The following is a 25095-nucleotide window of genomic DNA, read 5'->3' as shown; positions in this document are numbered from 1 at the left end:
AGATAGATTCCATGACTGTTTCCTAACGGCATTTTAATAGTCAGCCACATATCATCTTATTTCCTATTAACTATAATGCAACAACCCCGATTTATTGTTATAAATTAATAGTGTCATAACTTCATGTCACCGCATCGTTTCTTATATCCCCCGAGCTGATTTCCATCCGTTCATCCACTATTATTACATAAAATCATACAAACATGTATATTCAATACTTATTTTATTATATACAATTTTTAAGAACTTTCAATTATTATATAAATTATCTGTTTGATACTACTTTTACTTCGTATATTCTGTTCTTTACCATACCAGGATAACTTCCAGACGGTTCACTTATTTTAAGTTCCTTGCTTTCCTCTGACCAGGTCATCTTTGTTATGGAGTATTCACCTTTTTCATAACGGTAACTGTTGCCTTCATCTTCGTAAAGGAAATACTCTGCATCCCTGCCAGGATAAACACATACGTTAACCGGTGCATCCGGTATTTCATCCACATACTGCATCGGAATGGACATTGGTATAATACTTCCTGCTTTTACATAAACCGGAATAATATCTATGGGTGCGGCAGCAGTAATGATCTGACCGCCTTCATAATACCGTTCTGTCCAGAAATCATACCAGTCTGTTCCCTCCGGAAGATAGACCTGTCTTGTCTTTTCTGCATTTTCAACCGGTATAGAATTCTTATCATAATACATGGGCTGGGTTACGGGACAAATCATCAGACTGTCTCCGAATAAGAACTGGTCGTCAATATCTTTTACCTTTGCATCCTGAGGAAAATCAAAGGCAAGGAGGCGAAACATGGTATAATCTTCTCTCCAAACCTTAGCGGCAAGGGAATAAATATAGGGCATCAGACGGTATCTTAACTGGTTCATCTTTATGAGAGCATCATAAAACATACTGCCTGGTTCTCCAAAGTTCCAAAGTTCCCTTCTAAAATCCGTACCATGACTTCGGAATATGGGCAGGAAACAGCCATACTGAAACCATCTGGTGAATAATTCACGGTATCCAAGATCTTCATAACCCAACTCATAGTCACCATCCCAGAACCACTGTACCCCTTTTTTCACAAAAAAAGCACCAATGTCCAGGGTCCAGTAAGGAATTCCACTGGCACAAAAATTTAGTCCGGCAGCAATCTGGCGTTTCATCGTGGTCCAGTCCGCCGAGATGTCTCCCGACCACAAAACTGCTCCGTATCTTTGCTGTCCTATATAACCGTTCCTGGTAAGGTTTAAAACCCTTTTTTCCTCCGTTTCGCCACGCTGTCCTTCATATATGGCTCTGGCGTGGAATAACCCATAGGAATTCGTAAGTTCCGCCTTCATGTACTGGCTGGCAGTATCATAAAATTCATGGTACATGGTACTTGGTTCGGGTCTACCCATATGGTTCCATTCCGGTGTAAAGGGTTCACTGGAATCACACCACCAGGCGTCAATACCATGACGGAATAAACCTTCCTTAGCCTGTTTCCAATAAAGCTTCCTGCCTTCTTCAAGAAAAGGGTCGTAAATACTGCTGGCTGGTAACAGCAGCTGTTCTTTTTCAAATTCCTTATAATTCTCACAATCCTTACTCATATTGGGCCAGATAGACAGCATCAGATTGGCATGATTCTCATGCAGCTGTTCCATCATGTCCGCCGGATCTGGGAATCTTTCCTGATCAAAGGTCTTTTGTCCCCATAATTCGCCTTCCCAGGAACACCAGTCAAGAACAATACCGTCAAGACCTACTTTTCTGTTTCTGTGTTCTGCTACAATATTCTTTAATTCTTCCGCAGTTTCGTATCTCTCCTGAGACTGGATAAAACCAAAGGCCCACTTTGGCAGCATTACGGCTTTTCCCGTTAACTTACGGTAACCACGTACCACTCCGTCCATATTACCGCCATGGATAAAGTAATAATCCAGCTCCTCATCCGCCTCCGTATAAAGATAGGAACCTGCATTGGTATCATTAAATATCATAGGGCTGTAAGTATCCATTAAAATGCCATAACCTAAACTTGATATCAGAACCGGAATACCGATTTTTTTGTTCGCCTGATGCACATAAACCGTGGTACCACGCAGATTCAGATACCCTTCTTCGTGCTGACCCAAACCATAAAGGGCTTCCTCTTCCTGCCAGTTCAAATACAGTCTGGTTCTGTAAAGCTTCCGGTCAAATACTTTTGATGCTTCTTTCACTACTTCTTTTATTCCATCGGGGGTTACAATTCGTTCCACCTTTGTATTTTCATCAAGCACCATCTGAAAGGAATCAAATTCCTCTAAATTCTTGCTTTCATACTCCCGTTCACCAAGGAGAAGCTTACCCTTGCAGTCATAATACTTAAGGGATGCGGTATTTTTATTTACCACAACCGACAAACTGCCGGTATTTAACTTGATTTCCTGACTGTCCTCTTTATAATCCCAATCAGAGAAGGTTTCCTCATATACTACCCCTGGCTTAGTCTGGCTTAAGAAAGTGTCTCTCTGGGTATATACAATGCGGATAATGTCCGCTGTTTTGGGTTCCAACTTTGTTAACCCTTCCTCTGAATACAGGATAAGGGAATCCTGAATCCGCTTTACCTCTGTAATTTTTTTCTCCGGTCTTTTATTTACTATTAACATTGGTACCTCCAATTAGTCGGTTATTACACCTTTTTGCAGCATTATATTGGCATAGAGAGCCTTTTCGCTGGTAGCGATAATTAAGTAGACTTCTCTTGCCTGATCATAAAAGGTAAAGCGCTCGATATTTCCTACTGCTTTTTCCCCTCTTTCATCATATTTTGAAACAATGTCCTTATAAGTATCCCAGATAGGTGTCTTAACCGGATCTCCAGGCATTACTTCCATCAGATTTACAGGATGTTCCACATAGGAATCCAATGGAAATACCTTTAAGATGGCCTCTAAGATTTCTGGTACTCCATGGCCGTCACAACGGATTACCACCGCCTTCTTTCCCATGGACTCTGCCGGAAAATTGCCGTCTGCAATAATTAACCGGTCACTGTGACCCATTTCACATAATACTTTTAATAATTCCGGTGATAAAATCTGTGGTATTCCTTTTAACATATTTGCCTCCTTCGGATGTAGCATACATCGAATGCAGCATACATTCTGATATTATATTTTTTATTTGTTTCACTTCCAAAATGATTGAATAATAAGAATCAGGAAATTCAACTTATAATGGAATTATAACAGACCCAGATTATATTACTATAGATTTAATTGACATTTTTATAGCTTTTATGTCGCCTTTTCGCATATTTGTATTGACCCTTCTCTCCTTATTTGCTACGCTGAACAAGAGGTGATACATCATGCTTTCATATAATGATCTAAATATAAAATTTTCAATGGAACAGCTGGATTTTTATGCCCTCCATATCGCCTATGAGCGGTTTATGCGTTCCATACCAGGGCACAGCCACAGTGATAACAGCTATGAAATCCATTATATTCCCTATGGACAGGGTACGGTTAAAATAGATGAGGTGACTTATCATATTGTGCCCAATACCTTGTATATCACAGGACCCCATGTGGTCCATGAGCAGATTCCTGATAAAGAAGACCCAATGACGGAATATTGTATTTATCTAAAGCTTGAAAGAAAAAATCTGCACAAAAGAACAGTAAAACAAGGTTCTTATCTGCAGATTTTTGAAAGTACGAAATTCTGGTTCGGTGAGGACAGTCAGAATATCCATCCCCTGATGCAGCAGATTTTCTTTGAACTTGATAAAAAATCTACCGGTTATATAAAACAGACGGAACTTCTTCTTCAACAGTTAGTCATTTACCTGGTACGTAATTATGAAAATCAACACAGCAGTCAAAACCCGATAACCCATCCGGATTTATCCAACCGTAAGTATTTAATTATTGAAGAGTATTTCTTATATGAGTATAACAATCTGTCTTTAGAGGACTTATCCTCTAGACTGGGCTTAAGCAAAAGACAGACGGAACGACTGTTAAAACGTCATTACGGCAAAACTTTTTTAAAGAAGAAGACAGAAGCCAGGATGTCTGCCGCTATCATTCTATTACTGGACCCGGGAAAAAGTATTACCAGGGCTGCACAGGACTTAGGCTATTCCTCTGTTGAGCATTTTTCCAATGCGTTTAAAAGATATTATCATCAATCTCCAAGGGAGTACCGTAATTTAAATAGAAACCCTGCCTTACTTAACCTTTAACCGCTCCGGCCGTCATACCAGAAACAATATGTTTCTGACCTAACAGGTAGATAATAATTACCGGCAGACTTGTCATAACAATATCCGCACACACCAGATTCCAGTCCTTAAAATACATGCCAAAGAAGTTATATACCGACAGGGTCATTGGCCATTTTGCAGAACTGCTTAGGAAATACAAAGGGGAAACAAATTCATTCCAGGTATTTAAAAAGGTAAGAACGAATACCGTTGCTACCGCAGGTTTTAAAAGGGGCAGTATAATTGAAGCAAATAGTCTGAGCGGCTTGCAGCCGTCTATGATTCCTGCTTCATCCAGTTCAACCGGTATTTTCGCAACAAAACTGTAGATTAAAAATACCGAGAACGGAAGCTGCATTGCAGTATATAGTAATATAATCCCAAGCCTGGTGTTATTTAAATTTAAAAACATCATAACTTTGGTTAAGGCAACATAATTAACCGGCATGGTAATTCCAAGAACTATAAACATATAGATAATATTCGTAACTTTAGTGCGGTTCCTGGATAACACATAAGCTGCCAGTGATGCTAGCAGACAGCATAGAAGTACACTTCCAAGGGAATAAATGCAGCTGTTTATAAAGGAACCAAACAATTTACCTTTTTCTATGACCACAGAGAAGTTTTCCCACTGTATGGGGAAGGCAGGAAGTTTTAAGTTCATATCCGATGCACTCTGACTGTCTTTTAAGGAATTGAATAAAATAAGGAGCAGCGGCACCATGGATATGATTGAAATAATCCAGGCGGTCAGATTACCCACGAATACTCTTACAAATTTTTGCTTCATTATTCAACCACCTCATTCTTTGTCATTATTTTAATCATAAAGGTTCCGATTATAACCATAAACACAAACATTACGGAAGAAAGTGCCGTACCGGCGGCATACTGTCCGGTACCAAACCGTTTAAATACCGCGGTATACAACACTTCTGTCGTGGTTTTTCCCGGTCCCCCGTTCGTCAGTGCATAGATCATATCAAATACCTTGAGACCATATATGATATTTAGCACCGTAGTTGTTGCCAAAGTGGGAAGCAGTAACGGAAAAGTTATAAAACGGAATTTCTGAAGACCATTTGCACCGTCTATACTTGCAGCCTCGTAATACGTACCTGAAATCGAGAGGATGCCAGCGATTAATATCGTCATGATATATCCTGTGCCTCTCCAGATATCAACCGCCATAACAGAACCAAAAGCCAGTTCTGAGGTAACCAGCCATTTACCGGCTAAAAAATCCAGGCCGACAGATCTTAAAAAGGTGTTTAACAGTCCGCCGGACGGGTCCAGGATGGACTTAAAAATCATACCAATAATTAAAGTGGATAGAACGGATGGCATAAACATAATGCCTCTATGAAAATTTAAAAACTTAATTGATTTCGTAAGTAATAAAGCTAATATCAGACCTAATATATTTTTTAATATGGTTGTAATAAATGTAAATTTCAGCGTATTGGTTATAATAGCCAGGTAATCCTCATCCGATGAGAAAATCATTTTAAAATTATCTAACCCTACAAATTTTAACTTATCTGAATATGCCGACCAGTCTGTAAAGGAATACCCAATTCCAATAACACTGGGAATAACAAATAGAGCAATATATAAAGCGAGAGCACCATACACAAAGTAGATAGGGTATATCTTATTTTTATTCATTGCTGTTTCCTCCTGTCTGATAAACGGGGCTGCATTTTGCGGCAGCCCCTTAAATCCCTATATCTATTTTGCCCAAGCCGGGTCTTTTGCTGCAATAGCCTGGTCAGACCTGGTTTTGTCAATGAGTTTAAGAACTTCCTCCGGTGTTGCCTCTCCTAAAAGCAAAGCAGAAATGCTGCTGCCGATATCCATCCACTGTGGATTCACGTATTTTACAGCGGTCTGGAATACAGTTCCCTGTGAGGTATATGTGTCATAAAAACTTTTAATGGTATCCGTATATTTTGAAGGTGCATTGCTGTAAGGCAGTTTATTAAACTTTGAAACATTCTCGGTTAAGTAGGCAAGGCTTTCATCCGAAGCCATATAATCAAGATACTGTTTTGCAGCTTCCATATTTTTTGAACCGGAATAGATAAATCTGGAAGGACCGGATGGATTCACATTCAGTGTCTGGTTATCTGCTAAAGGCATTACAAAGTAACCGATATTATCTGCACTAAAGTTTGGGTCTACTTTGTTTACTTCCGTACCAAAGCCCTGATTCGCTATTGTCATTGCATACTCACCGGAAGCAATATTTTTCGCAGCGTCCGCATAAGTATTTGACATATAGTTATCTCCCCAATAGCCTTTATCCACCATATCTTTGATTTGCGTGAGAATTAACTTTAGCGTTTCATCCTGGGCAAAGGTAGTTTCGTTCTTATTCAGTTTATCAACTAGTCCCGGAGTTTTAACTTCTGCCTGAACCGCAGTTTCCGGGAACCATAAAACATGATGCCAGCCATCTGATACACTTTCATAAATTGGTGTTTTCCCTGCTGCTAAAATAGCATCACAGACTTTTGTAAACTCTTCATAATTTGTCGGTATCGTAAGTCCCAGATCACTAAAGATCTGTTTATTGTAAGCTACTGCCCAAACAGAGGATACATCCTGTATCGGCTGTCCGTATAAAGCATTGTTGACTGTTAATTCTGCTGCGGCTAAGGTATCAACATTCTTTGCCCAGCCTTCCCCGCTTAAATCAACTGCATTCTTTTCAACATTGTATTGAGTCTGAATATCAAATTTACCGCTCTGTCCTGCAAATATATCTGTGCATTCCCCGGTATTTAGTTTTGTCATCAGCAAGCTGTTATACTGATCTGAAGGAACAATCTGGTAATCAATTTTAATACCGGTTTTCTCGGTAAATTTCTTACCCAGTTCTAACTCAGCATCCTGAATCCAATCCTGGCTTGCCATAAAAGAAATTGTTATATCCTGTTTCTTATCATCTGATGCTGTCGTTTCCCCCGACGTTTCAGCATTGTTTCCGGTACTTGTATCTCCTTTTGGTTCCTCTGTAGTACCTTTGCTGCATGCTGCCAAGGACACTAACATTGTAGCTGCAAGCCCTAACGCTACTAATTTTTTCCACACTCTCATGATACCCCTGCCTTTCTTTTTCATAAATAATTTAGCCGGTTGTCAAATAATACGAAAAACACGGCATTTAATTATACATTATTGACAACCAAAAGCTATGACTTTATTATAGATTGTAAACTATGCTATTGGAATGTATATTTTATGTCTCATATATGTAATAATTTTACCTTAAGTCTCAAATTCTATTAACGATACATAGCAGGGTGCAAAGATCAATTTTACGCTGATTACGGGCATATATTCTTATATTAAGTTTTAGAGATTATATGCTACGAGAAGCCATATAAAATGAAAGGTGTACAGCCATAATGATAAAAAAGAAAAAGACACGAAGCATTCAATCTATCCTGTTTTACACATACTTTTATTTATTATTTTCAGTTTTAGGCATTTTCATGATTTTTTTCTTAACTTCGGAATCAAAAAAGCTGAGAGCCAATGCAGAAAAACTGATTTCCCAAAATGTTAATACCATCTCTTCATTTCTGGATGAAGAGGCAAAAACACTGGATACAGTTGCTCAGAATATTGCCTATTCTAATTTGATAAAGGAGCGTTTTACAAAATACATCAAATCTGTTGATACGGATAGCTCCGGTGACAGAAATACGGACTATAACAGCCTTCAAAATAACAAGATACTCATTGATATGCTGACTGCCATAATTGGGCCGAACCGTCCTGTTGTCCAGATTTACCTGTATTCCCTTGATAAAGGTGTTTTTGGCGTAGGTCTTGATACCTCTGCCTCTAATGCTTCGGTAAAAGACTATCCCTGGTATGAAACCTTTATATCCTCCGATCATTATAGACTTATGACCAGTGATAAAGATGAACGTCTCAAAAATTTTTACTCTTACCACAATGGGGCTACTTTTATCTCTTTATATGCAATGTATTATAATGCCTATAATATACCCCAGGGCATAATTGAAGTGAAAAACCCCATATCCTTTTTGACTCAAAAAATTAACAACATCGCAAAACCCTACAATGAGAATATATATATTTATGACCAGACAGGCAAATGCATATATCCTGATTTTTCAGATAATTCCTATACCGAATATTTTTCAAAACTGTCTGCCGGCAAGGTCGACAGCACTGATGAGGTCAATACCCACCGTTATAATAAAAATACTTACCTGTTTTATAAACATACGGAATATGCCGGCTTTACCGTTGCGATAGCCGTTAGTAACAATAACCTGTTAAAACCGATCTTTGAGTATATCCGGGCTAATATCATAATACTGATTATTATTGCTTTTGCTATGCTGCTGCTTTCTTATCTCTCAGCACATATCATTACCACACCCATTACAAAGATTTATAAACAGGTCCAATCCTTTAAGCTCGATCTGTCAAATACCGGAAAAAATGTTTTTACTGATATTGATACTCATATTATAGAATTTAATACCCTGTATTCCGCTTTAATTACCATGCAGAAAAAAGCCCAGCAGTCCATGGAACGGGAAATAACCCTGCAAAATCAGGAGATGCAGTCCAGAATGCTAGCACTGCAATCCCAGATGAATCCCCATTTCCTTTACAATTCTCTGGCTACCATACAGTCTATGGCAGATGAACATATGGATTCGGAGATTCACCTGATGTGCCAGAATATATCAAATATCCTTCGGTATATTTCCTCAGACAAGGAACTTATGGTACCCTTAAGGCTTGAAATGCAAAACACCATAGATTACCTAGAGTGCATGAAAATCCGGTATGATAATGATCTTCTTTATGAAATCAATATTCCAGATTCTATGTTGGATATCAGGCTCCCAAAGCTTTGTCTGCAATTAATTGTAGAAAATTCAATTAAATTTACCACCAAGTCCATAAAACCGCCCTGGAAAATCACAATTAACGGTACTCTTACCAATACTTATTGGGAATTAGCCATCTCTGATAACGGCGCAGGTTTTGGGCAGGAGGAAATCGACAGTCTGAATGAGAAAATCGAGGAAATTAACAGAACCGGACTACTGCCGAATTTAGAAATCCGTGGTATGGGACTGATGAATATATATATTCGATTCAAGCTATTGTATAAGGGCAGCCACATATTCCGGATCAGCAATCTTTTGACAGGCGGGGCTTTATTAACAATTGGAGGGAAATACAATGAATAATGATCTTAAAATTTTTACAGTAGTTGTTGTAGAAGACGAAAAGTTACTAGCTAAAAATATTGCAAAAAATATTGAGAAGGTTAATCCTAATTTTAAAGTTATTCGTATTGAATCCAATGGAGAAGATGCCTTAACCTTTATAAAAGAGCAGACCCCCAATGTAATCTTTACCGATATACAAATGCCGGTCATGGATGGAATCGAATTGGTAAGGCATATAGCAGAATATAACAATTATATTAAGTGTGTGATTTTAAGCGGTCATGACGATTTTGCCTATGCCAAATCTGCAATTGAATACGGTGTTTTTGCATATCTTTTAAAACCGGTGAACCTGGATGAATTATCTTCCTTGTTAAAAAGACTGGAGCAGAACTTTCTATCAACCCATGAGATGTTAGCGTCCGTGGGTAAACCACCTGCCTATAATTCTGAGGAAATCGCAGGTCTTATAAAGAAGTATATTGAACAGAATTATCAAAAGCCCATCGATCTGAATTTGATAGCAGACCACTTTTCCTTTTCTCCTTCTTATCTGACCAAAATATTTGTAAAATATGTTCATGTCACACCTTCAAAATATATACAGAATTATCGGATTAATACTGCCAAACAGCTACTGGGGGACTATACCCTAACGATTAATATGGTTGCAAACCTGGTCGGTTATACCGATCCCTTCCACTTTAGTAAATCCTTTAAGCAGGTGACGGGGGTTAGCCCAGCAAACTATAGGGATAACCTTGGTAAAAACCGGGGGGTGGAAGAATAATCTACATGGGAGATAAATTTGAATAATAAGTTAAAAGCACAGCTTTTCTATGCCAAAGTTAATATACACTTCGGATAAGGAATATAGAATAAGAGAACATCTTTAAAAGTTATTGTAACGAAACGGGCATCTTATGGTTATGGTTTTTACTAACAAACAAAGAACTTATGAATATACACTGCGAGCAAAAAATATGACAGTACCCCATATTATGGATTAATCTGAGAGTACCGTCATATTTATTGCAACATTAATGATACAGCTTACCCTTACGGTAAGCTGAAGGGGTAATCCTTATATACCGGATAAATTCCCGGTTATAGTAACTGATATTATTAAATCCGCATAATGCGGCAATCTCTGTAATCTTTTTGGTGGTTCCGGTTAAGTATTTACAGCTTTTGATTATCCGGTACCGGTTCAGATAACTAAAGGGCGTAAATCCGGTCAGCTTCTTAAAGAGTCTGCAAAACTGACCCTCACTCATATTGGATAAGGCGGCAAGTTCACTTAATGAAATCTCATCACCATAAGAATCATGTATATACGTTAAAGTTTCTGAAAGCTGCTCGGACAATTTCTTATAATGGCTGTCCATCTCAAATCTGGATAAGTAATTGTTATAGAGCCACTGCCAAACCGTAAGAAGCATACCATACATCTGAAGTTCCCAGCATTCCGGAACCTTGTGAGACTCCTCATACATTTTTTTCAGGATATCCAGAATATCTTTGTGCCAGGGCACCTCCGGAACCAGATGGAGGGTACAGCGGGTGCCAAAATTGATTACCGGCTGCAGATACCTGCTAAACTGCGGGTTTGCACAGGAATCAACCAGATAAGACAGGGAAAAGACGATGGCATAGAATTCACAGCCGTCTCCATTTATCCCTTTTGCTGAATGAAGCAGATCCGGCGGTATAAATATGGCATCTCCGGCATGGAGATGGAATTCCTCTTCTTCGATCTTAAAAATTGCTTCTCCCTTTTCAAGAAAAAGGAACTCCGCTTCATTGTGCCAATGCAGATAAAGGACCAGGTCTGTTTTCGGATCAGTTACCGTATGATGGAATGATATTGCTCTGAACTGTGTTTTATGGCTGATTCTCTCAAGCAGCAACGAATTTTGTTCCGTTTGCATACTATACCTCCTCGTATCTACATACTAAGCTGCGTTTCATTAAATTACTTCAATTATAGTCAAACTTTCTTCTAATGCAAATCAAAATTGTATCATTACTGCACAAATTAGTTAAAGACATTCCACCCCGGTTTTACTATAGTATAGTCAGAACCGGATACGAAACTAAAACTAAAAAATCAATCAGATAAGGAGCAGACCAATGGGTAAACTTATACTTTCCGCAGATAAGATTATATTTAAAAGAAAAGACGAACTTACCGTTATTGAGCCTTATGGCATGAACTGCCTGCGGTGCCGTTCCACCAGAAACAGTACTATTTCCAGTGAGAATTGGACCTTACTACCGCCTGTTACTAAAAATGACTGCCATACTACTGGAGATGAAAAGCAGGCCACCCTAACAAACGGATGCATCTCTGTTACCATAGTTGCCGGAGGCGGCTGGGAGCCCAGTGTTATTACTTATTATCGTAACGGCAGGGAAATACTTTGTACCAAAGACGAAGGTGATCCTGTTACCCGTTTTACTCATATAAGCGGCGATAATTACCAGGTTAAGGCAATCTTTAAGAGTAATAAAGGGGAACATTTCTACGGGCTTGGTCAGGAACAGGAAGACCAGCTGGACAGAAAAGGCTGCAGCTGCAATCTTGTCCACTATAATACAAAGTCAACACTGCCGGTTCTGTATTCTTCCTTAGGTTACGGATTTTTTTGGAATAATCCTTCACCGGGATACTGTGAAACTACGAATAACCATACTCTCTGGTGCTCCGAGAATGCCTATCAGATTGATTATCTTATCTATACCGGAGAACGCCCCGCCGATGTCTTAAAAACCTATAGCGATTTAACCGGATATGCACCTGAATTCCCAGCCTGGGCTGCCGGTTTCTGGCAAAGCAAGCTTCGCTATGAAAGTCAGGAGGATCTCTTATCAGTTGCAAGAGAATATCACAAAAGAGGAATTCCACTGGCTGCTATCGTAATCGATTATTTCCACTGGACTGAACAGGGGGAATGGAAATTTGATCCCAGGTATTGGCCTGACCCCAAAGCCATGTGCGAAGAACTAAATTCCTTAGGAATCAGACCGGTAGTTTCTGTCTGGCCTACCATCAATCCGAACAGCGAAAACTATTCTACGATGGAAGAGGAAAATATGCTGGTTCGTACTGAAAACGGTCAATACGGTATATTCAGCTTCTATGGACAGCAGACCTTTATCGATCCTACAAATCCGGCAACCGGTTCTTTTGTTTGGAGTAAAATAAAAGAAAACTATTATCAATACGGTATTAAGAACTTTTGGCTTGATGAAGCAGAACCTGAGGTACATCCCCAGCAGTTTAACAACCTTCATTTTTATGCCGGTAATGGGGCTCAAACCGCACTTCTCTATCCCTATTATTACTCCAAGCTTTTTTATGACGGTCTTAAGTCAGAAGGAGAAGAGGAAATCATTTCTCTTACCCGTGCGGCTTATCCCGGAAGCCAGCGCTTTGGTTCCCTTGCCTGGAACGGTGATATTCCATCTACCTTTACTGCCCTAAGACAAAGCGTTACCAGTGGTCTATCCATGGCAATGTGCGGTATTCCCTGGTGGAACAGCGATATCGGCGGTTTTCATTCCGGCAATATCGAAAGTGATTATTTTCGTGAACTTATCATCCGTTGGTTCCAATTTGGTTTATTCTGCCCTGTTATGCGAATTCACGGTGCAAGAAGCCGCATGACCGGTCAGGTGGACCGCTATCCGGAAGTAAAAGAAAAAAGCGGCGGAGATAATGAAATCTGGAGTTTTGGTGAACGGAATTATCCAATTATTAAAAATATAATTGAACTGAGGGAAAGGTTAAAACCCTATATCCTAAAATATATGGATATTGCCGCTGCCACCGGTTCACCTATTATGCGTCCTATGTTTTATGATTTCTATCAGGATGAAAACTGTTATAACCTGGATGACCAGTATATGTTCGGTGAGGATATCCTCTTCGCTCCTATTTTAGAACAGGGCATTACCGAACGTGAGGTATATCTGCCGGAGGGAAACTGGATTAACATCATAGACAAGCAAAATTATGAGGGCACAAAAACAGTGAACGTAAAAGCGGAAATCCATGAATTTATTGCATTTGTTAAAAGCGGCAGTGACGTGCTGCAGATATTTGATTCCATCATGAAATAATATATCCCTCTAAAACGCTGCTGCAAATTTATATAGTTAAGAACCCGGGTCAGTAAAATGAGTTATCTATTACCAAAATTAGATTCGGAACTTACTTATAATTTTGCAGCAGCCTGTTTTATAATACCCTTACTCTGCTATGTTAGTTATACCATATTTTTTTTTACAACGTCAAGCAACCTCATTCTTTATGCAGTTCCTAAAAGCAAAGGAAACCATATTCTGGTCGATTCTGTCTTCTGGCATTCCCTTTAACAGATTGGCATTAGAAAACTACATCAGCTAAGAGTTAAACAAGGGTATCATAAATGCGGTTTCGTTTCCTGCATTCCTCCATGCCAAGTTTTTGTGCACCGGCAATTTCATAGCTTCCAAAGGTATCGTAAAGCCTTGAGGAAGGATCCACCTCCACATAGGTACACCAGGGCAGCCAATGGTACTGGCTCCTTAACATCTGGGTGGTAAAATTGCCACTTTCATGTCCAAGCCCCGGCATACAATATCCGATACTACCGTCCACATCACTTGACTGCCTGGTATTCTTATGAATAAATTCAGCAAAGTCAAGATAATGCTCATCCTTTGTTATCAGATAAAGCCTGTAATAGGTATAGGAACAGGCTGCCATATATACGTCTGCTCCGCCTCCGATGGTAATGATACTCTGTCCGCTGATGGAATATTGATTAAAGGGATGTTTCGGCAGAGGAGTCTCTACCGGGAAGCTCCAGGCATATGTCCAGGTCTCGGTATAATCGGCAGCTCCAACAGCACCTTCCAGCCATATTGGCTCACCCGTCAGGTCATAGAGGGACAGGAATCCAAACAAAGCATAGATTCCGGCTTCCTTATCCTGAATATCCGAATTATCACAAGTACCTCCCCGGTATTCCAGATTCCGGTATGCATTCTCATAAGACCATTCACCGGCTTTCACCGCCGCAGCTTTATACTTCTCCTTCCCCGATAACAGATAGAACTGTACCAGAAAGCGGATTGGACTGGGGGTATTGGATTTTGAATCCATGTGTATGGAACCATCGGTATTATACGCCCGGTAAAAGCTTCCGTCATCATTTTGAATCTTTACCAGCCAGTCTGCGGTTTTTCTGCAGAACTCCAGCCAGGAATGCTGTTCCTCCCCTTTTTTATGCAGATAAAGGTAAGCATCCAGAATACCCTCCACCCCATCGGCAAGCATACGGATATAGTGGGGATAAGGCTCGAAGCCCTTGATATTCGGATTGTAGCACATATGTGGCAGTCCCGATTCGGTCATAGCTGTATTTACCCAAAAATCAATTACGTTCCTGCCTTTAAAACTGGCTTCGGGAATATTCTCCTTATCACCGTAACGCAGAAGCTGATAACCGATTGCCGGCTGCTGCCCTACAAAACCGAATTGGAAAGAAACACTGGATATATCCATATCCGGCAGCTGACAGGCAAAAGGCAGCCCATAGGAATCCCCGTATTTTCCGGTATATTTGGTCAGTATTTTCATACAGTTGTGAAAATGCTGTTCATTATCAACCTGAAACAAATTATCCCTCAGCCGGTTATAAGTGATTCTCCAAGTGTCCCTCATCATAGCCTGGAAATCGGTATAGCATCCAAGATTCAAAGCCACTGCATAATTTTGTTCAAAGCCTTCCTCCACCGGATGGTTAATGCGCTGGAAGGAATAAATCCTGTCGGTAATATCAAGACCGTCATACCGGTTCCTGCCTGGCAGCTGGCCGTCACAGCCAGGGTATACATAATCAAGGGAAAGACCCTTGGATTTTGTGGGACTCTTTGTACGTACCGGGAAACCATAATATAAATAATTCAAGGTTTTATCAGCAGGACGGCTCATTCCAATAGCACCGGACGTACAGTTACGATCTACATTATTTTCCGATCTCATAATATCCTGGGACCGTTTCGTCATATCTGCTGCCCAGCGGGAAAGAGCTGCTGTTTCACCCGAGCAGGTATGCTGCATTGCAAACATCGGCAGGGCGTAAGCGGTTTCCGTGCGTAAGAAATATTCTGCCTCCAGATCCTTACCAAAAGAATAATCCGGCGCAAATTCATTCTGTTTATACCATACACCGGGAGCAAAGCAATTATAATCATATACACTGCCTGATTCCGTCAAATGAAATGATATTTTACTGGAAAACCCAAGCTCCCCAGCTGCTTTTACTACCTTAACTTTACGGCTTACCTTAAAGCCTTCCTTTACAGTTTCATATACATCCAAAAAAGAAAATTCAGAACCGGCAGGTACCTTAAGAATTCCTTTTGCAATGACTTTATCTTCTGATTCCGTAATCTCACTATAAACATTGTCATAAAATACACTAATAGCTGATACCGTTTTAATTGTAACAAAAACCGGGCGCTTATTAAAATATAGCAGACTGTTTCTTTTTCTTACTAAAAGCCCTCCTTCTATAAAGCTGAGGGTATATTCGTTCCATACCAGATTCATGGAATTCTTCCTTCCTTTTCATGTCACATAGTTAAGTATACGGTTATAAGGATTTAAAATATTCTTTCACCAGGAACTGCATTACTTCTCCTGGCTGTTCCCTGATAAATTCAGATTTTTCTCCGAAAACCATGGCAAAAGGTGCTTCTTTCTTATAAGATTCCCAAAGTGGCATATCTTCTCCATTTGCATCTTTTCCATTAGGATTGCCGGAACGTATGAAATTAGCCCAATAGTTGCACATCTGACGGGCAAGATCATAATGCTTACCGACAAAGGGCCGTATGCATTTTGCAAGGGTTTCAAAAAAGAACCACAGATCCACGGAGTGGAAGGTACCAGGGTTATCCCATCCCGGAATTTCCGCATCAAAAACATAGTAATACATGGGAACCTTTTCCTCCAAAGCCTCATTGGCACTGGCAGCAATCCGGTTGGCATATTCCACAATCCGTACCGCGGCACGACTTATCATCTCTTCTAAGTTTCCTGAAGTCTCCTTGCATAATGTCAGAAATTCCTCTGCATCCTCACCGAATAAATCAACGGCCAATTTACGAAATTCCTGGACTGTACTTGCTTTGGGTTCACAATAAAACTCAGAGGAGGTATGACCGAACATTAGCGGAAGCTTCATGGCTTTATTCCGGGCAACAAGTTCAAAAGGGCTTCCTATACAGAACTTCGAATCCACGACAGTCCCCCAGAATCTGTTATATTCCTGGGCTTTCTTATTGATATATTCAGCCTCCAGGGCTCTGGCTTCTTTCAGGGAAGAAACTCCAAGAAAATCAAAGAATTTTATTCCTTCCTGCTCTTCCTCTGTCAGATCTTTTTTTTCTCCGAATACAAAATTATCTGGGTAAAGACCTGTTATCATACCGCTTTCCACAATCGCCTTTTGAAAAAGCCCTTCATTCTGAGGCGAAGCAAGCTGACTCATAACACTAGCTCCACCAGCGGACTGACCGCCGATTGTTATATTATCCGGGTCTCCTCCGAATGCAGCAATATTGCGCTTTACCCATCTGGTACCTGCCTGCTGGTCCAGGTGACCGAAATTTCCAGGCGCTTCCGGGGATTCCGCTGTTATTTCCGGATGACATAAAAATCCGAACACATTCAGCCGGTAATTCACTGTTACCACAACAATACCCCTTCTGGCAAGCCTCTCACCGTCAAACTCCATCTCAGCGGTATTGCCTACCTGAAGTCCTCCTCCAAAATACCATACAAATACCGGAAGTTTTTCGTCTGTAGTTAAAGCAGGTGTCCATACATTCAGATATAGACAATCCTCATCCATGGGAATCTCTGGGTCAACTGCCCATTCCCTGGTATAGATATCCTCTTTGTTAAGCCCCGGTGTTGACTGCAGTGATATCGGTGCAAATTCAAAGGCTTTTCTTATTCCGTCCCAGTTCTTAGCAGGTAAAGGAGCCCGAAAACGGTTCTCTCCTATGGGCGGTGCTGCAAAAGGAATGCCTTTAAAACTAGTAATTCTTGGATCTGCTGCCGGTAACCCCTGTACCACACCATTTTCTGTTTTTACTACGCGTAACATATGCATACCTCCATTCTACAAAATAATAATTTACCTTAACCTATAGTATCTTTTCAATATCATAAGACTCTTGACTCTTATTTGTATTTCCAAAGGATAACCGGCTGAAATTATATGCGCCGTTGTTCCAAACGGCAAAATCATGAACACCATCCTTTATTAAAATCCTGTAATAATTCCTCAGGTTGTCTCCCGCAGCTTCCTGAAGTCCTGTTACAGCTGTTAAATAGCCTGCTCCGTATGCCACTTCATCGGCATCACCACAGGTCATATAAAGCAGATGAAGTTTGTGACCTGCTTTTATACTATCGCCTAGAATTTTACCACTGCTGGAAGTAGGCGCATTAGAAAAAGCTCCTGCATAAGCGAACAAGTCCAGCATCCCCGGTGCGGGCACCGTTACAGTAAGACCGTTTTTCCAGCCACTTTCTCCCCCTGTAAATACAGCAGAGTCACAGCGGTAACCACCCAGTCCCAGATTCAGGGTCTGCATTCCCCCCATGGATAACCCGCCTATGGCTCTGTGTAAACGGTTATACTCTATGGCTATATCAGACCTATCCTGAATTTTGGCATATGTGTGATACCGCTCTTCTATGAACGGAATCAAATCATACCTTAACTCATAATCAAAATAGTAAAATCCCAGCAGATTGGTTCCTTCCGGATTAAAAGAAGTATCCGTCCAGTCATAAGCACTTCTGCCTTCCGGGAACACTACAATAAGCGGTGGTATATCTCCTTTGGCAATCAGATTATCAAATATATTGCATATTGTATAATTCCCGTCGGTTTTTCCGTTACCAGATAACCATTCCTCACGGCTGCCACCTACACCATGGAGCAGATACAGCACATCATATTTTACATTTTGAGCCTTGTTATCATAACCTGCCGGCAGATAAACACTGCATTTCTTTGTAATCGGTGCACCGTTTACGGTTTCTCTGCCTGCTTCTTTCCCGCTTATTTTCTGATTTGTTACGAGCTGTCTAGACTGGTTGATATAATTACCCACACTGTATGAAACATCCTCTAGTGTACCTTGTTGTATATCCTTAGCAGCCCTTTTGTATTCTTCGGGCATTCCTTCTGCTTCATAACTCTTCATAACCCTTTCCTCCTCCATTTTATAATCTGATTTGTATCCGGTCTATCCTAGATCTGCTTATTTAACCTGGTCCTAATTGCTAGGAAAGATGCTGTATATTTTATGATCTGGCTCCCCTGATACGTTCTGGTTTAAACCCTCTATCGGTTTGGGGAGTTATCCGCTGTATCTCAAAACTGTATACTGCATTGGAAGACAACGTAACATCAACTGCCGCAGCATGATCGGTAACGCTTAACTGCTCCAGTTTCACTTGTGGTTTCGCACATTCTAATAACAGTTCTTTCTGTTCTCTTTTCAGGTTTGCAGGGGAACCCATATTAATCCAGGCCTTGAGAGGATTGCAGGTATCTTCATCTACCAGTCTCGTGACCATACTGTATTCCCCGTTCTCCAGTTCTATATTAAACTGTAAGGAAAGTTCCTTATCACTAAATTCATCTACCGGATTCCAGGCGATACCATAGATTCCGCCTTTGTTGTCTTTGGTTATGATATAATGTTCGCTGCGTGCAACCGCCTCCGTACCTAAATTGCGGTAAAACGCAAAGGTCCAGTAGGTCGGTTTTGGAATCATTCCGTTTGTCAACAACCCAAAACCACCGGAAAATGGTGTAAAAGATACCCCTGTCTCTTCAAACACATCCCCAAAGGTCCAATAGGAATAAGAGGCACATACATCCCCTAATACACTTAATAACTGTGCAATATAGGCTGCGTTTAAGTTCGTATCATGGATAGGATTAAGGGGCGTGTAGGAGGTATTGAATTCGGTAAGATGCATCTCCATACCCTCGTATTCTGGAAAGCTGTCTATAATTCTCCTGCTTTCCTTTAACTCCTGGGTAAAGATTTCCGGTTTCCTAAGATTCTGGTAATCATAATGCCCGTCTCGTTCCGGCATGTCTGTTGCATAAGCATGTCTGGTCACCAAATCCAGCGGGACTTTATTCTTTGAACAGAACTCTAAAAAACTACGCAGCCACCGTTCGTCATCTACGCCGCATATTGCCGGTCCTCCCACCCGTATACGGGAGTCACATTCTTTGACCGCCATTGCCGTTACTTCATATAGATGAAAATATTCCTCCATATCGGCATCCTTCCAAAAACCAGGAAGGTTAGGTTCATTCCATACTTCAAAAGGCCAGGTAATTACCTCTTCTCTTCCATAGCGGTCGATCCAGTGGGTTACCGTAGCTTTTACCAGTTCTGCCCACTTATTATAATCAGCCGGAGGGGTTACATTTCCTTTCCAGTAAAATACCGTCTGCCTTCCGGAAGCTAATTTCTCCGGCATAAATCCCAATTCTACAAAGGGCTTAAGTCCTAAGTCCAGATAATCATCAAAAACCATGTCCACATAGGTAAAATTATATTCTGCCATTTCTGTTCCGTCTTCATCATAGCCCTGATAGATCGCCATATCATCGCAGAATAATCCATGTCCACGTATGTGGGAAAAATGGATATCCTCCTGCACCTTTTTTAACTGATTATAATATTCCTTACGCAAAGCCAGATTCATGCGCCCTGTACCGACGCAGAACAATGCATTATTTTGAAAAGCAGTCCTGTCTGACTTTGAAATGTTGCATACTAATTTGTTTTCCATACTAACTCCCATTGCAGCCGTTAAAATAAGTTAAACTCAAGGCAGCACCTTTCTCATATAAATTATTTTTTTAAATATTCAAACATCGCAGTTGTTTTTTATATATACATACTTGATAATATCAGCACCTATGTTAACCTAGAAAGCATTGATTATGCTTTCAATATAGCTTTAGAGCTGATTTTATCAAGTGTTTTTAAGTTTATTTACCACGAAGTTTGAGTAAAATAGCTTTCCTGTAAGTTATATTAGAGTATTACTCAATAATCCAACTTAAAGGAAAGCTATTGTAAAAACCTCCGTTTATAACTTACTGTTTTTAAATACTTATGATAAACAGTTATTTACTGAATAACCCTGCTTTAGCTGTTAATTACTTATGATTGTTTTTCTGGTTCGATATAGTATCTTCATAAATCAAGCTTTTCGATAATTAAGCTTTTCGATAATTAAGCTTTTTAAATCAAGCTTATCACTATTACAGAACATACACTGTTGCAGATACTTTGGCTAACTCTCTGGCTAAATCCTTTTCTTCCGTCAGATCAAGTACCGGATAACCGTCTATATCAAAGTGTACCCTTCTGATACCAGAGCTTCTAGGCTCATTAATTCCAAACCTGGCATGGTAAGCATTCCATACCGTACCATCTTCATCGGTCACATAGGAATTATGTCCGGGACCGTATTCACCCGGCACACATCTAGAAGTCAATATCGGGTAATTTTCTTTAATCCAGCTTTCAGGATTTAACAGATCGGCATCCCTTTCAGCGCTTAACAGACCCACCGTATAGGTTTCATCCACAAGTGCGCTTGCAAAGGTAACAAACAGCTTGGTATCCGTTATTAGGCAAAAAGGTCCTTCATCTACAAAAACATGATTATTGGCCCAGCCATATTCGGGTCTTGAGATAAGTACCGGATCCGTAATCAGCTGCCAGGGCTTTTCAGGGTCAACCTTTGCAATATAGAGCCAGGAACCCTGATCCACTGGCTTAAACTGCCGTTGAGCCCAGATAACATATACATTCTCTTCATACTCAAAGCAGGTCATATCAAGGGTTATTCCCGCTTCATCGTATAAATAACTGCCATCTTTTTTAATTACTCTTACCGGCATACACCAGTCTTCTGCCTTGACCGGGTTTCCGCCATTTTTTAGTTTCATGACATGGGACTGTTCTTTATGGAATTCTCCGGGAGTCCCTGCATGGAAAATATAAAGCTGGTCCTTTATAATATGGAATTCCGGTGCCCAGAGCAAATTACCAAGGTGTTCGTACATAGTGGTATCCAGTATCTTAGTCTCCTTAGCCTGTACTAAATCAGGAATATTATCTGCTTCCCGTATATAAAGGGAATGATTATTATCCGCATCATTGGTAGCTATAAAATAATACTTACCCTGCCATAAACCAATGCAGGGATCCGCACGGTTAATTGCAATTGGATTCACATAGTGATCCTGATGTACTGTTCCTGTTACCTTATAACTTCCCGGCTTTGCCCAGTCAATTCCACTTTGATCCCAGTCAATTCCCTTGGAAGCCGTTGTTCCGTCACTATAAATTGCTTTTGCTCTCACCTGTTCTAAATCACTTTTGGAGGCTGCAACAATTTCGGTAGGAACTTCAATCTTAATATTCACCGGAACCGTCAGCTTACAGATTAATCTGTGGGCAATATCCTTATGAATCTGGATTACATTTCTAGGAAGCATACCTTCAATATCCACAGTCACATTATCCAGGGAAAATGCAGCTGCTTTCTCCGGCTCTGATACCTCCGATAAGTCCATTAAATCTTTTATGACGTTCTGATAGTAGTTACCGTCCGTATCACACCACTTTATAATGTACTTCTTTTGAGCTGAGTCATAAAAGCAAGTAATATCACTAAGGTAAACATCCCCTTTTAAATCGATTAGCCCAGCTTCTTTATAATGTAAAAGATCAGTTGAGGTAAAGAATAGGGCACACCCCTTACTGGAAGCATCCTCGGTACCGTCAGCCTCCGTACGGATGGCAAGCACTCCAAACATATTGTCGGTTAATTGAAACAGGAAGGGCTTCATAAGACTTTTCGCATTCAGGGTTCCGTCCGGATTTTCCGTTGCTTTTGCAAATAAAACTCCGGAATTATGGTTAAGTTCCTGATATTTCTTCCCGTCCTCACAGTATGCAAGATGCATACTGTGAGCAAGTTTTGGAGCATAAATTTTTTCATCCATGGGTAATCTGGTATAACAGAGCAAATAATAAGCATCCTGTTTCATTTCACTTAGAATCATACAATCTCCTTCGATTTTCTTTTAGCAGATCCGTTTTATGTATTAATACATTAAATAAATTATAGATTATCGGTATTTGGCATACAATGATATATCCAATCCATTCATTGACATATTCTAATATCCTATTCAACTCTGAACTTCTTCACTTCCTGTACCAGCGTATCGGCATTTTGATTCAGCAATCCGGCTGCCCCATTTAAGATTTCCACTGATGCAATCTGTTCCATGGAGGTCTGGTTAACGGTATTGGAAGATGCTGCAATTTCTTCCAGCACTGCTGAAATATTTTCAATTGCCTTAAGGGTGCTTACCCTTGATTCTTCGATATTATCCACACTCTCGGTAATATTAGTTAAATATACCATCAACTGTTCCACACTTTGATTGATGTTATGGTAAGAGAAAATCGTATCCTTAACGGCATTGGTTTGAAGCTTTAATGCCTGTTCTGCATTCTTTGCAGTTCCTGCCGCTTTTCTGGTATCTTCTTGTATGCTTTCGATAATACTCCTAATGTCATTTACCGAGCCCTGGGATTGTTCTGCAAGCTTCCTGATCTCACTTGCCACAACTGCAAACCCCCTGCCGTGTTCCCCTGCCCTTGCAGCTTCAATGGAAGCATTTAATGACAGCAGATTTGTCTGGTTAGCCAGCTCATTAATCACTTCAATAATATTACTGATGGATAGGGATTTCTCGTCCAGTTTTTCAATATCTCTGATGATATCCGTAGATATTTCTATGGTTGACTGGGACTGCTTATCAAGGGCTTTTGTGACCTTTGTGCCTTCCGCAATACTAACCTTAGCCTTATCGGCGATCTGGCTGATTTCACTGGTATTACCGCTGACTAAGGAGATTTTCTGGGATAGGTTATCCATTTGGACCAGGCACTCTTGTGCATCCGCTGCCTGCTGTGAAACACCTTGTTCTATTTCACTCATTGCTGAAGATATATCCTTTGAAGACTTTAAGAAATTCTCTGAGGTATTGGTCACATTCTCTGAGGAGACAGCTACTTCATTACTAAGACTATTTACCTGCACGATCAGATTCTTCATATTAGTGAAGGTATTCTGGATTTCCTCAATCAGTATATGGAACTCATCCTTGCGTTTTGAATTAAATCTGACGGTCAGATTACCACCAGCCGCTTCTTTTAGCTGAAAGATAATGCCTTTTAAGGTTTGATCAATACCCTGGGATATTGCAATGGCTATGGCAGCTGCAAGAAGTGAGGCTATGATAACTACTCCGATTGTAAGTTTCTTTATATTGTCTGCCTGACTTGTAATTACTGCTTTGGGCATAAGGGCACACACTAAGGAATTCGTATCCCCTATCTTCGTGTACATAAATAAATAGTTATCCCCTTTATATTTAACATATTGGGAGCCTTCCGTCTCCTCGGATTTTAATGCCTTTTGATAAAATTCTTCTCCGGTAAAAATCCCACTCATGCTTTCTTCTGTCACACCGTTCTCAGTTTTACCCTGGGTCTTTTTATCTGTTTTTGCCATTATCTCCTTGCCTTCGGCTGTGACAACTGCCAGATAACCGGATTTATCAAAGTCAAGGCGGTTAAGGATTCCTGAAACAGCTTTCATACTCACGTCAATAACTAACATTGCAGGTGCCTTGTTAAGACTTCTTACCAGACGCAGCGAATAGTTTTCAGAAGATGTTTTAAGGTTCTCATCCAAATACTCATTTTTACCTGTCCAGGCACTTTTAAGACGGTTCTGCTTTAGATAAGTACCTAGTTCTGTACCGGTAAACCCTTCATATAAACTGCCCTCTGTTATGCTTTGGGTTGCTACGGATTTTACATCACTGGATATAATATATAGATTGCCAATGAATTCGTCTGAGACCTGTTTTGCGGAAAAGGTGCTGTTAATATATTTATATGCCCGGTTATACTCCGTTTTATTGTTTGCATAAAGTTTACTGAAATATTTATTAATCGTATCATCGTTGCTATACTGGATACTGGTGGCTTCCACCGAGTCCAGTCCAAAGCGCAGGTACTCTCCGGTCATACTGATCGCCTGCACGGCAGATTTTTCATAATTTTTTGTTATACCGTCAGAAGCTGCCAAAAAAGATACGACCCCAAGAAAAATGATGAATGCAATTGGAACCATAAAGGATGCAATTAGTTTAAACCGCAGCTTACGGCTGTTTGCCAAAAATCTTCTTATTCTGCTTTTCCCCGTTTTTGCCGTATTTTTTACTTTTGATCCTCTGATACTATTTTTCATATGTATACCCCCATTTTGCCTTACCATAATTATGTAACTCTAACCTTTCAGTTAAAGTGAAAAATTCCATATATGACACTTTCGAATCATATATGGAATCTTTCCCAAGTTTATTAATATAAAGTCATAAGCGTATATTCTCCTGAGCATATT

The 25095-nt window shown here is 40.2% G+C and carries 16 protein-coding genes; 4 read left to right on the top strand and 12 right to left on the bottom strand.

The genetic code is table 11. The annotated features are described in order from the left end of the window. Positions 1 to 265 precede the first annotated feature (265 nt). Positions 266 to 2647 carry a glycoside hydrolase family 31 protein gene (locus QA584_RS05950; RefSeq protein WP_278273592.1) on the bottom strand — a complete coding sequence of 794 codons (2382 nt, stop codon included), beginning with the start codon at positions 2645 to 2647 and terminating at the stop codon, positions 266 to 268. A gap of 12 nt (positions 2648 to 2659) precedes the next feature. Further along, the gene (locus QA584_RS05945) at positions 2660 to 3100 is read right to left on the bottom strand and encodes an RbsD/FucU family protein (protein WP_278273591.1); all 441 of its coding nucleotides are present in this window, start codon (positions 3098 to 3100) and stop codon (positions 2660 to 2662) included. Positions 3101 to 3351: 251 nt separating this feature from the next. Here QA584_RS05945 and QA584_RS05940 point away from each other — a divergent pair, with 251 nt between their 5' ends. Then, a complete protein-coding gene (locus tag QA584_RS05940; protein WP_278273590.1) occupies positions 3352 to 4233 on the top strand; it encodes an AraC family transcriptional regulator in 882 nt (293 codons plus the stop codon). On the opposite strand, the gene QA584_RS05935 is transcribed toward QA584_RS05940, so the two are convergent. The 3 genes from QA584_RS05935 to QA584_RS05925 form a co-directional block, all read right to left on the bottom strand. Continuing rightward, entirely contained in the window at positions 4223 to 5047 is an 825-nt protein-coding gene (locus QA584_RS05935; RefSeq protein ID WP_278273589.1) for a carbohydrate ABC transporter permease, read from the bottom strand. The two genes, QA584_RS05940 and QA584_RS05935, sit on opposite strands and share 11 nt — an antisense overlap. Beyond that, the gene (locus tag QA584_RS05930; RefSeq protein ID WP_278273588.1) at positions 5047 to 5925 is read right to left on the bottom strand and encodes a carbohydrate ABC transporter permease; all 879 of its coding nucleotides are present in this window, start codon (positions 5923 to 5925) and stop codon (positions 5047 to 5049) included. Before QA584_RS05930 ends, QA584_RS05935 begins: the two co-directional genes overlap by 1 nt. A 63-nt stretch (positions 5926 to 5988) precedes the next feature. Continuing rightward, positions 5989 to 7359 carry an ABC transporter substrate-binding protein gene (locus QA584_RS05925; RefSeq protein ID WP_278273587.1) on the bottom strand — a complete coding sequence of 457 codons (1371 nt, stop codon included), beginning with the start codon at positions 7357 to 7359 and terminating at the stop codon, positions 5989 to 5991. Positions 7360 to 7670: 311 nt separating this feature from the next. Between QA584_RS05925 and QA584_RS05920 the strand changes: the two genes are divergently transcribed. Next, entirely contained in the window at positions 7671 to 9506 is a 1836-nt protein-coding gene (locus QA584_RS05920; RefSeq protein ID WP_278273586.1) for a sensor histidine kinase, read from the top strand. Beyond that, the gene (locus tag QA584_RS05915) at positions 9499 to 10278 is read left to right on the top strand and encodes a response regulator transcription factor (protein WP_278273585.1); all 780 of its coding nucleotides are present in this window, start codon (positions 9499 to 9501) and stop codon (positions 10276 to 10278) included. The genes QA584_RS05920 and QA584_RS05915 overlap by 8 nt, the downstream gene beginning before the upstream one ends. Before the next feature lie 250 nt (positions 10279 to 10528). Here QA584_RS05915 and QA584_RS05910 read toward each other — a convergent pair whose 3' ends face one another. After that, on the bottom strand, positions 10529 to 11419 hold the full coding sequence (locus tag QA584_RS05910) for an AraC family transcriptional regulator (protein ID WP_278273584.1): 891 nt from the start codon (positions 11417 to 11419) through the stop codon (positions 10529 to 10531). Positions 11420 to 11621: 202 nt separating this feature from the next. On the opposite strand from QA584_RS05910, the gene QA584_RS05905 reads away from it, so the two are divergent. Further along, positions 11622 to 13613: a glycoside hydrolase family 31 protein gene (locus QA584_RS05905; RefSeq protein WP_278273583.1), complete on the top strand. Its 1992-nt coding sequence runs from the start codon at positions 11622 to 11624 to the stop codon at positions 13611 to 13613. A 289-nt stretch (positions 13614 to 13902) separates the two neighbouring features. Here QA584_RS05905 and QA584_RS05900 read toward each other — a convergent pair whose 3' ends face one another. From QA584_RS05900 to QA584_RS05875, 6 genes are all read right to left on the bottom strand, one after another. Beyond that, positions 13903 to 16092 (bottom strand): hypothetical protein, encoded by a 2190-nt coding sequence (locus tag QA584_RS05900; RefSeq protein WP_278273582.1) that lies wholly within the window; start codon positions 16090 to 16092, stop codon positions 13903 to 13905. Positions 16093 to 16135: 43 nt separating this feature from the next. Further along, entirely contained in the window at positions 16136 to 17656 is a 1521-nt protein-coding gene (locus QA584_RS05895) for a carboxylesterase/lipase family protein (protein ID WP_278273581.1), read from the bottom strand. Positions 17657 to 17696: 40 nt separating this feature from the next. Next, positions 17697 to 18767, bottom strand: a complete 1071-nt coding sequence (locus QA584_RS05890; protein WP_278273580.1) for an alpha/beta hydrolase — start codon at positions 18765 to 18767, stop codon at positions 17697 to 17699. A 100-nt stretch (positions 18768 to 18867) separates the two neighbouring features. Next, positions 18868 to 20382, bottom strand: coding sequence for a GH39 family glycosyl hydrolase (locus tag QA584_RS05885; protein WP_278273579.1), 1515 nt, complete (start codon positions 20380 to 20382; stop codon positions 18868 to 18870). A gap of 478 nt (positions 20383 to 20860) precedes the next feature. Continuing rightward, a complete protein-coding gene (locus tag QA584_RS05880) occupies positions 20861 to 22675 on the bottom strand; it encodes a family 43 glycosylhydrolase (protein WP_278273578.1) in 1815 nt (604 codons plus the stop codon). 125 nt (positions 22676 to 22800) lie between these two features. Next, positions 22801 to 24942, bottom strand: a complete 2142-nt coding sequence (locus tag QA584_RS05875; RefSeq protein WP_278273577.1) for a methyl-accepting chemotaxis protein — start codon at positions 24940 to 24942, stop codon at positions 22801 to 22803. Positions 24943 to 25095 lie beyond the last annotated feature (153 nt).

The sequence above is a fragment of the Anaerocolumna sp. AGMB13025 genome, from assembly GCF_029689925.1.
Taxonomy (GTDB): Bacteria; Bacillota; Clostridia; order Lachnospirales; family Lachnospiraceae; genus Anaerocolumna.
The sequence above is the reverse complement of the archived record's forward strand: the minus strand, read 5'-3'. Positions and strand labels throughout refer to the sequence as shown.

Excerpts from the sequence above, each read along its gene's own strand:
- QA584_RS05950 (WP_278273592.1), bottom strand. The coding sequence starts at position 2,647 with ATGTTAATAGTAAATAAAAGACCGGAGAAAAAAATTACAGAGGTAAAG.
- QA584_RS05945 (WP_278273591.1), bottom strand. The coding sequence starts at position 3,100 with ATGTTAAAAGGAATACCACAGATTTTATCACCGGAATTATTAAAAGTA.
- QA584_RS05940 (WP_278273590.1), top strand. The coding sequence starts at position 3,352 with ATGCTTTCATATAATGATCTAAATATAAAATTTTCAATGGAACAGCTG.
- QA584_RS05935 (WP_278273589.1), bottom strand. The coding sequence starts at position 5,047 with ATGAAGCAAAAATTTGTAAGAGTATTCGTGGGTAATCTGACCGCCTGG.
- QA584_RS05930 (WP_278273588.1), bottom strand. The coding sequence starts at position 5,925 with ATGAATAAAAATAAGATATACCCTATCTACTTTGTGTATGGTGCTCTC.
- QA584_RS05925 (WP_278273587.1), bottom strand. The coding sequence starts at position 7,359 with ATGAGAGTGTGGAAAAAATTAGTAGCGTTAGGGCTTGCAGCTACAATG.
- QA584_RS05920 (WP_278273586.1), top strand. The coding sequence starts at position 7,671 with ATGATAAAAAAGAAAAAGACACGAAGCATTCAATCTATCCTGTTTTAC.
- QA584_RS05915 (WP_278273585.1), top strand. The coding sequence starts at position 9,499 with ATGAATAATGATCTTAAAATTTTTACAGTAGTTGTTGTAGAAGACGAA.
- QA584_RS05910 (WP_278273584.1), bottom strand. The coding sequence starts at position 11,419 with ATGCAAACGGAACAAAATTCGTTGCTGCTTGAGAGAATCAGCCATAAA.
- QA584_RS05905 (WP_278273583.1), top strand. The coding sequence starts at position 11,622 with ATGGGTAAACTTATACTTTCCGCAGATAAGATTATATTTAAAAGAAAA.
- QA584_RS05900 (WP_278273582.1), bottom strand. The coding sequence starts at position 16,092 with ATGAATCTGGTATGGAACGAATATACCCTCAGCTTTATAGAAGGAGGG.
- QA584_RS05895 (WP_278273581.1), bottom strand. The coding sequence starts at position 17,656 with ATGTTACGCGTAGTAAAAACAGAAAATGGTGTGGTACAGGGGTTACCG.
- QA584_RS05890 (WP_278273580.1), bottom strand. The coding sequence starts at position 18,767 with ATGAAGAGTTATGAAGCAGAAGGAATGCCCGAAGAATACAAAAGGGCT.
- QA584_RS05885 (WP_278273579.1), bottom strand. The coding sequence starts at position 20,382 with ATGGAAAACAAATTAGTATGCAACATTTCAAAGTCAGACAGGACTGCT.
- QA584_RS05880 (WP_278273578.1), bottom strand. The coding sequence starts at position 22,675 with ATGATTCTAAGTGAAATGAAACAGGATGCTTATTATTTGCTCTGTTAT.
- QA584_RS05875 (WP_278273577.1), bottom strand. The coding sequence starts at position 24,942 with ATGAAAAATAGTATCAGAGGATCAAAAGTAAAAAATACGGCAAAAACG.